Annotated in this window: 15 protein-coding genes and 1 pseudogene; 6 read left to right on the forward strand and 10 right to left on the reverse strand. The window is 67.3% G+C overall.

The window, feature by feature from the left end:
- Positions 1-59 precede the first annotated feature (59 nt).
- The 6 genes from QT17_RS05180 to QT17_RS05205 are packed head-to-tail and all read left to right on the forward strand — an operon-like array spanning position 60 to position 5619.
- The gene (locus QT17_RS05180; protein ID WP_039457344.1) at positions 60-1031 is read left to right on the forward strand and encodes a LacI family DNA-binding transcriptional regulator; all 972 of its coding nucleotides are present in this window, start codon (positions 60-62) and stop codon (positions 1029-1031) included.
- Positions 1028-1933, forward strand: a complete 906-nt coding sequence (gene rbsK / locus QT17_RS05185) for a ribokinase (protein ID WP_039457347.1) — start codon at positions 1028-1030, stop codon at positions 1931-1933. The genes QT17_RS05180 and rbsK overlap by 4 nt, the downstream gene beginning before the upstream one ends.
- 3 nt (positions 1934-1936) lie before the next feature.
- Positions 1937-2341, forward strand: a complete 405-nt coding sequence (gene rbsD, locus QT17_RS05190; RefSeq protein ID WP_039457349.1) for a D-ribose pyranase — start codon at positions 1937-1939, stop codon at positions 2339-2341.
- Positions 2341-3789, forward strand: a complete 1449-nt coding sequence (locus QT17_RS05195; protein WP_039457352.1) for a sugar ABC transporter ATP-binding protein — start codon at positions 2341-2343, stop codon at positions 3787-3789. The genes rbsD and QT17_RS05195 overlap by 1 nt, the downstream gene beginning before the upstream one ends.
- Complete coding sequence (locus QT17_RS05200; protein WP_039457355.1) at positions 3764-4705, forward strand: ABC transporter permease; 942 nt, start codon at positions 3764-3766, stop codon at positions 4703-4705. Before QT17_RS05195 ends, QT17_RS05200 begins: the two co-directional genes overlap by 26 nt.
- 5 nt (positions 4706-4710) lie before the next feature.
- Entirely contained in the window at positions 4711-5619 is a 909-nt protein-coding gene (locus QT17_RS05205; RefSeq protein ID WP_039457374.1) for a D-ribose ABC transporter substrate-binding protein, read from the forward strand.
- A 146-nt stretch (positions 5620-5765) separates the two neighbouring features.
- On the opposite strand, the gene QT17_RS14870 is transcribed toward QT17_RS05205, so the two are convergent.
- The 10 genes and pseudogenes from QT17_RS14870 to QT17_RS13980 form a co-directional block, all read right to left on the reverse strand.
- Positions 5766-6749, reverse strand: coding sequence for a S8 family serine peptidase (locus tag QT17_RS14870; protein WP_304412959.1), 984 nt, complete (start codon positions 6747-6749; stop codon positions 5766-5768).
- A 121-nt stretch (positions 6750-6870) separates the two neighbouring features.
- Positions 6871-7677: pseudogene (locus QT17_RS14725) on the reverse strand (S8 family serine peptidase); the annotation flags it as partial.
- Entirely contained in the window at positions 7649-7891 is a 243-nt protein-coding gene (locus tag QT17_RS05215) for a hypothetical protein (RefSeq protein WP_014511348.1), read from the reverse strand. The pseudogene QT17_RS14725 and the gene QT17_RS05215, both read right to left, overlap by 29 nt.
- Positions 7888-8214: a hypothetical protein gene (locus tag QT17_RS05220; RefSeq protein WP_235283781.1), complete on the reverse strand. Its 327-nt coding sequence runs from the start codon at positions 8212-8214 to the stop codon at positions 7888-7890. Before QT17_RS05220 ends, QT17_RS05215 begins: the two co-directional genes overlap by 4 nt.
- 58 nt (positions 8215-8272) lie before the next feature.
- Positions 8273-8479 (reverse strand): hypothetical protein, encoded by a 207-nt coding sequence (locus QT17_RS05225; protein ID WP_039457363.1) that lies wholly within the window; start codon positions 8477-8479, stop codon positions 8273-8275.
- Positions 8479-8691: a hypothetical protein gene (locus tag QT17_RS05230; RefSeq protein WP_014632262.1), complete on the reverse strand. Its 213-nt coding sequence runs from the start codon at positions 8689-8691 to the stop codon at positions 8479-8481. Before QT17_RS05230 ends, QT17_RS05225 begins: the two co-directional genes overlap by 1 nt.
- 31 nt (positions 8692-8722) lie before the next feature.
- On the reverse strand, positions 8723-9487 hold the full coding sequence (locus tag QT17_RS05235) for a hypothetical protein (protein WP_039457366.1): 765 nt from the start codon (positions 9485-9487) through the stop codon (positions 8723-8725).
- A 2-nt stretch (positions 9488-9489) separates the two neighbouring features.
- On the reverse strand, positions 9490-11289 hold the full coding sequence (locus QT17_RS05240) for a hypothetical protein (RefSeq protein ID WP_039457368.1): 1800 nt from the start codon (positions 11287-11289) through the stop codon (positions 9490-9492).
- Between the two features lies 1 nt (position 11290).
- Positions 11291-13129 carry a hypothetical protein gene (locus QT17_RS05245; RefSeq protein ID WP_039457371.1) on the reverse strand — a complete coding sequence of 613 codons (1839 nt, stop codon included), beginning with the start codon at positions 13127-13129 and terminating at the stop codon, positions 11291-11293.
- Positions 13122-13268 carry a hypothetical protein gene (locus QT17_RS13980; RefSeq protein ID WP_176758221.1) on the reverse strand — a complete coding sequence of 49 codons (147 nt, stop codon included), beginning with the start codon at positions 13266-13268 and terminating at the stop codon, positions 13122-13124. Before QT17_RS13980 ends, QT17_RS05245 begins: the two co-directional genes overlap by 8 nt.
- Positions 13269-13383: the final 115 nt, after the last annotated feature.

A 13383-nucleotide genomic window follows, 5' to 3' on the forward strand; every position in this document is an offset into this window, starting at 1 on the left:
TTGACCTTTCCCAAAAGGAGTGCTAAGCTGCCTTTAAACAGGAGGTTGAACGTTAAACTATGCCCACTTTACGGGATGTGGCCAAGCTAGCCGGGGTTTCCCACACCACGGTTTCCCATGTGCTAAATGGAACCAAGCGCGTGCGTCCCGAAGTGGCGGATCGAGTGTGGGCGGCGGTAGAGACCCTGGAGTACCGCCTGAACCGCCCGGCCCAGGCCCTCCGTCGCGGGCAAAGCCACATCCTAGGCCTGGTTCTGCCTGACCTCACCAACCCTTTTTTTCCCGGCCTGGCCCAAGCCATCGGGTTGGCCGCCCGTAAAGCCGGGTACGCCCTCACCTTAGTGGATTCTTTGGAAGACAAAACGGTAGAGGAGGAAGGTCTAAGTCGCCTTGCCGAGGAACAGGTGGCGGGGGCCATCTGGGTACCCGTAGGGGACTATGTACCCCCTCCCTTCCCTGTGGTGCTGGTAGACCGGACCGCAGAAGGAACCGACGGGGTGGAGGCGGACCACTTTCTCGGAGGCCAACTCCAGGCCCGCCACGCCCTGGCCATGGGCCACCGACGGGTAGGGCTCCTGTCGGGTCCGCAAAGCCTGCGCAGCGCTCGCCTGCGTCGGGAAGGGTTTTTAGCCGAGGCCAAGGTAGGTGGTCTGGAGGTGGTCTGGGAAGAGGAGGTTCCCTTTAGCCTGGAGCTAAGCCCCAAGGCCCGGGCCCGGTTGCGGGCGGTTCGGGAAGAAGTCACCCTCGTGGTGGCAGCCAACGATGTGATTGCTCTGGCGGCCCTCGAGGTCCTGCGAGAAGCAGGGGTCCGGGTGCCTGAGGAGGTTTCCCTTATTGGGTACGACGACATCCCTTGGGCCACACTGGCCCACCCCCCCCTCACCACCGTCCGCCAGCCGGTGAAGGAGATGGCCGAGGCGGCTGTAGCCCTCCTCCTCCGCCGCCTCCAGGAGCCGGAAGGAGAAGCGGTGCAAATCGTCGTGCCTGTGACCCTGGTCCCTCGGGGTTCTACCCGGGAGGTGAGGCGATGATCCTGGTGGTAGGGAGCCTGAACATGGACCTGGTCCTGCGGGTGAAGCGCCTGCCTCGCCCAGGGGAGACGGTGCTCGGGGAAGACTACCAAACCCACCCCGGGGGCAAAGGGGCCAATCAGGCAGTGGCCATAGCCCGGTTGGGAGGAAAGGTCCGCATGCTCGGCCGGGTGGGAGAAGATCCCTTTGGTCAAGCCTTGAAGAGCGGGCTTGCTCAAGAGGGCGTGGACGTCGCCTGGGTTTTGGAGACGCCGGGCCCCAGTGGAACCGCCTTTATCCTGGTGGATCCCGAGGGGCAGAACCAGATCGCCGTGGCTCCGGGAGCCAACGCTCGCCTGGTCCCGGAGGACCTCCCTGCAACGGCCTTCCAGGGGGTCGGGGTGGTCCTCCTGCAGCTGGAGATCCCCCTCGAGACCGTAGTCCGGGCGGCGGCCCTAGGTCGGAAGGCCGGGGCCCGAATTCTTCTCAACGCCGCCCCAGCCCATGCCTTACCGTCGGAGATCCTTCAAAGCGTGGACCTACTCCTGGTCAACGAGGTAGAGGCGGCCCAGTTGACAGAGGCCTCCCCGCCCCGTACCCCAGAGGAGGCCTTAGCTTTAGCCCGCCAGCTCCGGGGTCGTGCGCCCCAGGCCCAGGTGGTCCTCACGCTAGGGGCTCAGGGAGCGGTCTGGTCAGGGACGGAGGAGAGCCACTTCCCGGCCTTCCCCGTCCGGGCAGTAGACACCACGGCGGCCGGGGATGCCTTTGCTGGGGCCCTGGCCCTAGGCCTAGCCGAGGGGCAAAACATGCGGGCTGCGTTGCGCTTCGCCAACGCCGCAGGAGCCTTGGCCACCACCCGGCCGGGAGCCCAGCCCTCCCTACCCTTCCGCGACGAGGTAGAAGCCCTTTTGTTTGGGAGGTAACGGATGAAGAAAGGTGGCGTCCTCCATCCCCTCTTGGCCCAGGTGGTGGCTTCCCTCGGCCACGGGGATCTCCTCGTGGTGGCAGACGCGGGTCTGCCCATTCCCCCAGGGCCATTGCGCATCGACCTGGCCTATGCGCCGGGAAGGCCCCCTTTCCTGGACGTGGTACGGGTGCTCCTGCAAGAGATCGAGGTAGAAGGGGCTGTCCTGGCCCAGGAGATCCGGGAGAAAAGCTCAGAGCTTTACCACCATTTGGAGGAAACTCTCCAGGGGCTCCCGGGTCTTGAGGTGGCCTACGTTCCTCATGAGGAATTTAAGGGGCTTGTGGCCCGGGCCAAAGCGGTGGTGCGCACGGGGGAGTTTACCCCCTACGCCAACCTCATCCTCCGGGCAGGGGTGGTTTTCTGATGGCCCTCTTGGAGATGCGGGGAATCCGCAAACGCTTCGGGGGTGTGGAGGCCCTCAAGGGGGTGGACTTCGCTGTAGAAGCCGGGGAGATCCACGCCCTCGTAGGGGAAAACGGAGCCGGGAAATCCACCCTTATGAAGATCCTCTCCGGAGCCTTGGCTCCAGACGGGGGAGAGGTGTGGCTTTCCGGACGCCGCCTCCGCCTAGGGAGCGTTCAGGAGGCGCGGCGGCAGGGAATCGTTATGGTCTATCAAGAACTCAACCTGGCCCCCAACCTCTCCGTAGCAGAAAACCTCTCTCTCGGCCGCTTACCTCTCTTTGTGGACCGGAAAAGGCTATACACTAGGGCCCGAATTCTTCTTGAAGAACTGGACCTTGGATTTACCCCTGAGGTTCCCGTGGGGGTCTTGGAGGTAGGGCAGCAGACTCTGGTAGCGGTGGCCCAGGCCCTGAGCCAAGAAGCCCGCATCCTGGTGTTCGACGAGGCCACGGCCGCCCTAAGCGCTCGGGAGGCCGAGCGGCTTTTCCAGTTGGTGAAGGAGCTACGGAACCGCGGCCTCGGCATCGTGTGGATCAGCCACCGGTTGGAAGAGGTCTTTCACTTGGCCGACCGGGTGACCGTTCTACGGGACGGGCAGCGAGTGGCCACCCTCCCCCTTTCAGGTCTAAAGCCGGAGGCCTTGGTGGAACTCATGGTGGGAAAACGGGAAGCCGGTCGTTTGGACCTCCCGTCCCCCAAGGCCCACCCACCCCTCCATCTGGAGGTCCGGGGAGGAGGCCTCGAACCTTTGGCGTTCGACTTGCGTCCGGGAGAAATCTTGGGGCTCGCGGGCGTCGTGGGCTCCGGGCGGAGCGCAGTGGTGGAGATCCTCTTTGGGCTTGAAGGGGAAGGAAGAGTAAACGGTGAGCCCCTCCGCTCCCCCTTGGAGGCCATACGAAGAGGGGTCTTCCTGGTACCCGCCGACCGAAAGGCCCAAGGCCTTATCCTGGGCCTGAGCGCCCGGGCCAACATCAGCTTGCCAGTATTGCGGGAGCTCTCCTTCGGAGGGGTGGTTTCCGCCTCAAGAGAGGCGGCCTTAGCCCGGCAATGGTTCCAGGCCCTGGGGATCCGGCCTCAGGACCCCGAACGGCCTGCCGGCACTTTTTCCGGGGGCAACCAGCAAAAGCTGGTTTTGGCCAAGGCTTTGGCCACAAGGCCCCGCCTTCTTCTCTTGGCCGAACCCACCCGGGGCGTGGACGTGGCCGCCCGTCAGGAGATCTACGCCCTATTGGCCACGTGGGCCCGGGAGGGTGTAGCCCAGATCGTTTCCAGTGGGGATACGGAGGAGCTTCTCCTCCTCTGCCACCGGATCTTCGTCTTCCGAAAAGGCCGGGTTGTGGCCGAGTTTCACCCCCCGTACTGCAGCGAGGAGGTGGTGGCCCATGTTGTGGGCACGGCTCAGGCCTGAGTTCCTTGCCCGGTACGGGCTCGTTTGGGCCCTGGGGATTCTGGTGCTGGTTCTTAGCCTTCTCTCTCCTTACTTTCTCACGCCCTCCAATTTACTGAACATCCTGCGGCAAGTTTCCATCAACGCCATCCTGGCCCTAGGCATGACCGTGGTCATCCTCAAGGGAGGGATCGACCTCTCGGTGGGTTCCCTCCTGGCCCTAGCCGGGGCCATGGCCGCGGGTCTCGCCATCGCCGGCCTTTCCCCGGTCCTGGCCATGGGGCTGGGGATCGGAGTTGCCATCGCCCTGGGGGTCCTCCAAGGCCTCCTTGTGGCCTATGCGGGTCTACCTCCCTTCATCGTGACCCTAGCTGGCCTCACCGCTTTCCGGGGGCTCACCCTGGTCTACACCGACGGCAGGCCTATCACCGGCCTCCCTGAGCCCTTTCTCTTCCTAGGCAACGGCACGGTTCTGGGAATGCCGGTGCCCGTGATGGCCATGCTTCTCTTCCTCTTACTTACCCACTTCCTCCTCCGTTACACCGCCTGGGGGCGGTACCTCTACGCCATTGGGGGCAACGAGGAGGCGGCTCGGCTTTCGGGGGTACCCGTAGCCCCTATTAAGGTCTTCGCCTATGCCTACTCAGGGCTGGCCGCAGGCCTCGCCGCCCTTGTGCTCACCGGCCGGCTTAACTCTGCCCAACCCACGGCAGGAACCGGATTTGAGCTGGATGCCATCGCGGCCGCAGTGGTCGGGGGAACCTCTCTAGCGGGGGGTAGGGGAACAGCCTGGGGGACCTTCTTGGGGGCCTTGATCATCGGTGTGCTCAACAACGGGATGAACCTTCTTAATGTGTCGGCCTTTTACCAGTTGATCGCCAAGGGGGTGGTCATCGTCCTCGCCCTCTTGGTGGATCGGCTGGTTAGAAGGAGGTGAGGAAGATGGCAAGGAAGGTCGGGGTTTTCGGGTTGGCGATCTGGATTTTGGCTTCGGCTGCAGCTCTAGCCCAAGGGGCTGTAGTAGGGCTCTCCCTTTCCACCCTTAACAACCCCTTCTTCGTAGCCCTTAGGGATGGAGCGCTGCAGGCGGCCCAGAAGGCAGGAATCCAGCTGGTGGTTCTGGACGCCCAAGACCGGGTGGACAAGCAGGTGGCCGACATAGAAGACCTCATCCAGCGCCGGGTACGGGTCCTCTTGGTCAACCCCACGGATAGCGCCGCTGTGGTCCCGGCCATCCAACGGGCCAACCAGGCAGGAATCCCCGTTATCACCGTAGACCGGGCAGCCTCGGGCGGAAAGGTCGCTTACCACATCGCCTCGGATAACGTCGCTGGAGGGCGTATGGCTGCAGAGTTCATCTGCAACCTCCTTAAGGGCCGCGGTAAGGTGGTGGAGCTGGAGGGCATCCCCGGAACCTCGGCGGCCCGGGACCGGGGCCAAGGCTTCAACGCTTACCTCAAGGAGAAATGCCCGGGGGTGACGGTGGTGGCCCGGCAGACAGCCAACTTTGACCGGGCCCAGGGGCTTTCGGTGATGGAAAATATTCTCCAAGCCCAGCGGGATATCGACGCTGTCTTCGCTCACAACGACGAGATGGCCCTGGGAGCCCTCCAGGCCATCAAGGCCAGCGGCCGCAAGATCCCCGTGGTGGGCTTCGACGCTACTCCCGACGCTGTGAAGGCGGTAGAGGCCTGCGAAATGGCCGCTACCGTGGCTCAGCAACCGGCCGAAATGGGTCGGTTTGCCGTGGAGAAAGCAGTCGAACTCATCCGAGGCGCTAAGGCTCCCGCCCAAACACAGTTCATTCCTGTTCCGCTGAAGCTCGTCACCAACCCACGCTGCAACTGGTAAAAGGGGATCTTTAGCCCCCGGGGTGTCCCCGGGGGCTTCTTCGCCTGTCGAGGCCACCGTAAAAGGTGGCCGTTCCCTGCGAACCTCGACCACTCCGGGCCTCCCAAGAGCCGCCTATGGAGCCATGCTCCTACGAGGGTCTACCCTCAGCGAACCCGTAGCCAGGTTCCTGCGGCCGGGGGCCTGGCCTCCGCCTCCCCCCGGGGCTCCTCCGGGTCCAGGGCCCCGTCCCCGTCCCGGTCCAGGAAGGCGAGGAGGCGGTAGGTCCCGGGGGAGAGGCCTTCAAGCCGGAAGGGCCCCCCTTCCGGGGGCAGGGCGAGGCTCCGGCAAGCGCCCCCCTCGGAGCAGGCCGAGAGCACCACCCGGGCGGGAAGGGCCTCCACCTGGACCTCCGCCGTGGCCCAGGCCCCACCCCCTTCCAGGCGCACCCGGTAGGCCCCGGGGGCCGTCCCCGTGGGTACCCGCACCCGGAGGTAGGCCGTGCCCTGGGCGGGGTTCGGGGCGAGGTAGGCGGCAAGCCCCCCTTCCGCCGCCACCCGCACCGGGACCGGGTAGGGGCTTAGGACCTCCACGGCCAGGCTCCCCTCCTCCCCGGGCTTCAGGGCCAGGCGGCCCTCCACCCGGAAGGCCACCCCGCCCCCCTCCAGGGCCTTCAGGGCGGCGAAGGCGTCTAGAAGCCTCCCCTCCGGCGTGGACCGGCTCCCCGCGAGGAGCGCCCCCTCCAGGGCCTCAGGGGAGGCCGCCCCCCGGGAGCGAAGGAGGGCCAGGGCCGCCGAGACGTGGGGGGCCGCCTGGCTCGTCCCCTTGAGGAGGCGGTATCCACCAAGGGCGGGGCCCAGGACCCCGGAAGCCCCGTCCCCCCCGGGGGCGAGGAGGGGGGCGGAGCGGTTGGAGTAGGAGGCAAGCCTCCCATCAGGCCCCACCGCCCCCACGGTGAGGACCCCCCGGCAGTTTCCGGGGAAGTAGTCCCGGAAGTCCCGCCCGTAGTTCCCCGCCGCCGCCACCACCAAGACGCCCCGGGCCCTCACCTCGTCCACGGCCTCCTGCAAAGCGGGGGAGCAGGGGCCCTCCCCGCTCAGGGAGAGGTTCACCACCTGGGCCGGGTGGGGGTTTGGGGGAAGCCCCGGCACGGGGATCCCCGCCGCCCACCGGAGGGCGAGGATCAGGTCGCTCTCCCGCCCCGTCCCCTCGGGGGGTGAGGAGGCGGATGGGGAGGACTTGGGCCTGGGAGGCCCCCGCCATCCCCACCCCGTTCCAGGCCGCCGCCAGGACCCCGGAGACGTGGCTCCCGTGGAAGGTCTGGAGGGGGCTTCCCGTGCTGGGCTCCGTGGGGTCGGTGTCCCCGTCCACGAGGTCCAGCCCCGGAAGGAGGACGCCCTCGAGGTCGGGGTGGCCGGGGAGGACCCCGGTGTCCACCACCGCCACCACCACCCCCTCCCCCGTGGCCTCGGCCCAGGCCTCGGGGAAGCGGGCCAGGGGGAGGTTCCACTCCTCGGGGAAGAGGGGCTCGGCCTCGCCCCCCTGGGCCCGCACGGGGCGGTCGGGGAGGCCTTCCGTCCCTGAGGCCAGGGTCTGTAGCCCCTCCGCCCGGTACCAGCCCCCGCCCAGGGGCCTCCCGGAGCACCCCGTGGGGCAGTAGCGGAGGACGCCCGCCGCCTGGGGCCTGGCCACCTCCCCCACATAGACCGCGCCCTCGAGGTAGAGGTCCGGGGAGGAAGCCCCCTCCACCACCAGGCGGAAGGGGGCCTCTCTTCGCGTCCCTCCTCCCTCCGCCACCACCCGGGCCTCCCAGGTCCCGGCCTCCCGGGCGGGGATGGCGAGGGAGAGCTCCCTCTTGCCCTCCACCTCCAGGGGAGGAGGGGTCATCCCCGGGGGAAGGCCCTCCACGAAGAGGCGGGCCCTGAGCCCCCTGGCCTCCACCCGCGCCAGGAGGGTGGCCGTCTCCCCCTCCCGAGCCCGCACCTCCTCCTGGCCCAGGGAGAGCCGAAGGAGGGGGGCCTCGAGGGCGCACCCCGTCAAAAGGAGCAGGCTAAAAAGGAGGCTCCAGGTCCTCCTCATCCAGGCCCACCTCCGCTACCCGCCGGGCGAAGGCCGCCTCGAGGGCCTCGTAGGCCTCCTCCAGGCTGGGGAAGTCCCCGAGGTCTTCCCGCTCCCCTCCGGGGCCCTCCCACCAGGCCCGGCACCGCCCCGTGGGCCACTCCTGGATCCATCCTTCGCCCATGGGGGTCTCGTAGACCCGCCGCTTTCTGCTCCCGTCAAACCTGAGGATCATCGCCCAGACAGTACCACCGCGAAGTAGCCGTAGAGGGTGGCCGCCACCTCGCGGCTCTCCACCACCACGTACTTCCCCTCTTTGGGGGCCACGAAGAACCGTCCGTCCGCCAGGAGGAACCACCCGGCCATGGGCGTCCCCCCGAGGCGCACCACCTTCGCCCCCCGGGCCCAGGGAGGAGGCGCCTCCCGCCCCAGGACCAGGGTGAGGCGCTTCTCCTTCAGGGCCTCCCCCAGGGAGGCCGGGGGAAGCCCCACGGCCACCACCTCCTGGGTCCGGTTCGCCAGGAACCAGTAGAGCTCCCGCTCGGAGAGCTCCCGCACCTGGGGTAAGCCCTGGGCCAGGGCGGGGAGGAGGAGGGCGAGGGCGAAGAGAAGGGCCCTAGGGGATCCAGTACCCCTCTTCGTCCTCGCGCTCCATGAGGAGGTCCAGCACTTCCCAGGGAACGAAGACGCCCTCTTCATCTTCCTCCTCCTCAAAGTCCTCCGCCTCCCGGTCCAGGCACTCCAGGCAGGCCGTCTCCAGCTCCCGGCCATCGGGGAGGCGGATCGTGATGCGCCCCGTTCCGCCGCACATGGGGCACGCCATCACGCCACCTCCGGCAACGGCACCCGGAACTCCGGGGCCCAGAAAAGCGCCTCCTCCCCCTCGGCGAGGAGAAAGGCCGCCTCAATCCCCCGCTGGTAGAGCCGCCACCCGAGCTCGGGATGGCGCACCAGGTAGTATTGCCCGGTACCGTCCACCTTCACCACGCTAGCCTCCTCCACGATCCGCCAGAACTCCGCGAGATCCGTCCGCATACGCCTTCTCCCGTGGGGCGAAGCCCCCAAGTCACTTCACCTCCTCCTGCCTCCTCGAGGCGCTCACCACGTAGCTCGTGGCCAGGCGCATCACCAGGGCCACTTTGTTGGAGACGGGGCCGTCCGGGGTGAGCCAGAGCCAGCGGTCCGGGGTGCTGTATCCGGGGGCGAAGAGGTAGCCCTTTCCCCCGGCCCAAAGGATGGGCAGACCCAGGATGACCCCGGAGAGCTCCGGGGCATCCCGCTCACCCCCCACGGCCACCACCTTGAGGAGGCCTTCCTTCACCGCCTCCTTCAGCTCCGCCTCCAGCTTTCTCGCCGTCTTCCCGTCCGTGACGATGTACGCTTTAGGAATCCGTATCCCTCCCGGCGGGCAGGTGTAGATGGGCACCCCCCCGTAGGAGATGTTCTGGCACCCCCCTCCGTGCAGGATGAGCCCGAGGTAGCGGGCCAAAGCCTCCACCCCGGCCCCCGAGCCCACCACCATCACCTCCTGGCCCCGGGAAAGAGCGCCCTGAATCTCCCCCCAGGAGGCGGGGTAGAGCATGTCGTCCGGGAGGCCGCACATCTTGAGGGTGGTGCACAGGACGCACTTCGTCACCCGGTACACCCCCCGGAGGACCAGGGAGGGCTGGGAGAAGTCCAGTTGGGCGAGACTACTGGGGTCGCACGAGAGCACCTGGCTGACCTTGTTCAGGTTGTTGCTGATCCCGCCCCAGTCCAGGTTGGAGAGCCAGTCGAACTGGGCCAGGGCCGGGGTAAGGGCTACCAAAAGGGTCAAGAACGCTTTCCGCATCTTCACCTCCCGAGGAGGGGCCGATAGAGCGCCCTCAGGTCCAGGGCGTAGGCCGAAAGGTCCGAGACCAGGGTGTAGGGGGCTCCCCGCACCCCCGGCACCTCGTACCCCTCGGGCACGGAGACCCACCGCCAATGCGTCCGCTCCAAGCTAAAGGGAAGCACGTAGGGGGGCACCCCTAGGGGTTGCGCCGGGCCTTCCAGGGGAAGCGAGGGGTAGGCGATGACGCAAGGGGGGCAGTATTCCACCCGGATGTCGATGGTGAGGGGCGTGTGCCAGTAGACCACCAGGCGGGAGAGCTGGCTCCAGGCCCACCCCATCCAGTTCCCCAGGTTCACCTGGGAGAGGTCCACATTGCGGATGTCGGGAACCGTGGTCACCTCCAGGAAGCTCGTGCCCTGGAAGAAGGTGGCGTAGCCAAAGGCCTCGTAGACGGGGAGGGAGGAAGGGGGGAGCCACCGCTTGGCCTCCTCGTACTTCCAGAGGCCTGGGGCCTCCTTCGCCTTCAGGGGCTCGTTCTGGGGCTTGCCCCCGGTGAGCTTTTCCACCTCCCCCTTGGCCTTCACCGCCTGGTCCAGGGTCATGAGGGCCGTGGCCGCGCACGAGACCACCCGGTCCAGGTCCCCCGCGCACCCCTTGAGGACGGGGATCGCCCCGGTGAGGGCCCTCAAGGGGGCGTTCACCAGGTTCTCCAGGTTCCCCTTCAGGGCGTCCACCCCGGGCAGGCCCAGGAAGGCCCGGGAGTCAAAGAGGGTCTTGGCCGAACGGTAGAAGTGGACGTAGAGGTACGCCTTCTCCACCTCCGTCCCCGCCCGGTCGATGAGCCCCTTGTAGGTGTTCCAGATGGCCTGCACCTGGTCCCAGAGGGCGGTGAGGTCCGTGGGGAAGAGCTCGGTGTAGACCGGGGCCACCACGCCCCCCGCCCCGAGGAGGTGGCCCTGCCAAGGCACCGGGAGGTAGACCTTGGGGCTCCCCAGGCTCTTGAAGTCCTTGGGGAGGAGGGAGAGGAGGTCCTGGGGGGTGCTGGGCCTCGGGGTGAGGAGGGCCTTCGCCACGTCCTTCAGGTAGTCGGCGTAGTAGTCGGTGAAGGCCTTCTGCATCGCCCGCTCCACCCGGGCGTTCGCCTCCGCCTCGTTGAACCAGAAGGGCCGGGAGGGGTAGCCCGGGGTGCGGAAGACCTCGTACCCCTGGACCAGGACCTTGAACCCCGGGATGTACATGAGGGGGAGGATCTGCATCCCCAAGTCGTCGCAAAACTCCCGCGGGTCCACCTGGGGCACGGGGAGGTAGCGGTCGAGCTTGTGGAGCCCCGCCGAGGCCCACCTCCCCATGTCCAGGGGGGAGGACCGGGTGGCCGCCTGGAGGAAGGCTGTGTCCACCCCCTCGGAGGGCACCATGAGCTTGAGGTCGGGAAGGGGAGGGTTGAGCTCCGGCCCCTTCACCCCGGCCAGGCAGTAGGCGAACCAGAAGGCGGGGTTGTTGAGCTCGGTGATGACCCGCCAGTAGTAGCGCTCCTCGAAGCGTTGCCAGGCCTTGCGGAGGTCCCGCGCCACCTCCCGGGTGGCCTCGAGGCTGGAGAGGGGAAGGTAGAACTCGTGGGCCTGGGCCTCCAAAGTGGTGGCCCCTCCCTGGTAGTCCCGGAGGCGGTCCTTCCTCAGCACCTCCAGGTAGGGCCACTTCCCCTTCAGGACCTGCTCCAAGCGGTAGTCCGGGGCGGAGAGCAGGTACTTGGTCCAGTCCTCGTAGGTGGGCCCCTGGGCCAGGGCTAGGGAACCGAGGAGAAGCACCGCGAAACGCCGCATCTCACAACCCCCTTTCCGCGCACCACTCCCTAAGGGGCTTGAACCACACCTTGGACTCCTCCCGCCCCGTCCCGGCGAAGGGGTTCCCCTGGGGCGAGATGGACCGGGTGATGTAGCTCACGTAGGGGTCCCCCTCGGCCACCTCGAGGTCCTTCCCCGTGGGCGTGAGGTAGCCCTCCAGGCCGGGGATCCGGTACCGCTTCCCTTCCGCCGTCACGTACCCCCCGGCCTCCACGGGGCGGTCGTTGTCGCTGGCGTAGCGCCAGGCCTCCTGCCACCCCCGGAGGTAGGCGGAACCCGTGTAGCGAAGCCCGGTGCTCAGAACCACCTTGTAAAGGTTGAAAAGCCAGGTGTAGTCCACGCTCACGAAGTAGGCGTACAGGTACGCCGTGCCCACATCCCGGCCTGAGGCGTCCTTCACCGAACAAGTCCACTCAGAAGTGGTCCTCAACCTACACCCTGAAAGGGTGTAGGTCTGCCCCCCGTAAGTGAACTGGATGCCCTCCGGGGTCGTCCCCCAATCGTAGTAAGCCCCCAGGTTGGAAAGGGTGGTTGTCCCCCCCTGGGCGTACACGTAGGCGTACCCCCGGTACCGCCCCTGGGTGTCCCGCACGTTGAAGTACCGCGCCCCGCTCCAGGTGGCCCCGGAAGCCCACCCCTCCAGGTAGAAGCTCTCGTCTCCCCGCCCCACCACGGCGCTGAACCGCCCGTCCCAGTCCGAGGGGCGCGTTCCCAGGCTTGTAGTCCAATTGGTGAAAGGGGACAGGCCCCACTCCTTGAACTCCACCCGGGCTCTGAGGTTGCTTTGGGAGATGTACCCCCACACGAGGGCCCGGGCCTCGGGAAGCCCCTCCTGGGTGGGGGAGAGGGGCGTGGTGAAGTAGAGGTAGTCCGTCTCCTGCCAGTCCGGGCGGTCCACCAGGAACCTCCCCGCCATCACCGCCCCCTTCTGGGAGGAACCGGCGGTAGAAGAGGGCGGGTAGATGACGGCGAAGGACTGCTCCTTGGCGAGGCTTTCCCGGGGCATCACGTGGTAGCGGGCGTCGCTCCGGTAGAGGGAGCAGTAGCCCCTCGCCGTCCCCTCCGGGACCACGAACCGCTCCTGCCCCCCGTTTCGCGCCCGGAACTCCTGGGCCAGGGTCTGGGTCCAGGCCGAGACCTCGGGGACGAAGAACCAGAGGGTGCTTCCCCCGGGCTGGCGGGCGTAGAAGGCCCTCAGGTCCGCTAGAGAAGAGAGGACGCTCTTCGCCACCACGTCCCGGTCCCCCGGGGAGATGCCGGAGAGGATGGACCCCTGGACCGAGGGGGACTGGTAGGACTCCATCCCGGGATAGCGGTACCGCTCCCTGGCGCTTCCCCCGGGGGGCCTCACGGAAAGCCACCCCCCCGCCTCTATGGGCACGGGGTTGTCCGGGGAGGGCATCCAGGTCCTGGTCCCCTGGAGGGGCCAGACGGCGTACTGCACCTGGTGGTAGGAGGGCCTGTTCTGGGAGTCGTAGACCGTGCTCACCGAGGCCCGCCCCCGGAGGCGGTTCTGGGAGTCGCGGAGGTCAAAGACCGCCCCGTTGTAGGGAGTGTTCGGAGTGTACCCCGAGAGGGTGAAGTAGTCGCACCCGGAAATGCAGAGGTAGAGCTTCCCGTTCCACCCGAGGGTCTGGTTGGTGGAACCCTGGGTGGGATTGGCCCCGCTTTCCACCAGGAACTCCACCACCACGCTGTACCCCTGCCTCATGTCCCCCTGGAGCGTCCCCCGGACCTCCGTGGAAGGACGGGGGCCGTCCACGAGGCCCACCTGGGCCAGGGCTAGAGAGAGGAAGGGGACGAGAACGAACTTACGCACGCCTCACCTCCCGGGAAAAGGCGTCCACCAGATGAAGGACCACGGGCCAGAGGAGGCCCGCGAAAAACCAGGAAGGACCGTATGCGAGAGCAAAGACGATCCCCGCCGAAACGCCGATGGCCCAACGGATCCAGGTCATGGGTACTGCCTCCCCCGCTGGAACATGGGGTCAATCATGAGGAGGGTCTTCAGGGTGGGCACCAGGCCCGTGGGGGTCTCCGCCAGGGCCAGGCACCGCCTCCCCTCTGGGGTGT

This window comes from Thermus sp. 2.9 (assembly GCF_000794385.1).
In the GTDB taxonomy this organism is placed as follows: Bacteria; Deinococcota; Deinococci; order Deinococcales; family Thermaceae; genus Thermus; species Thermus thalpophilus.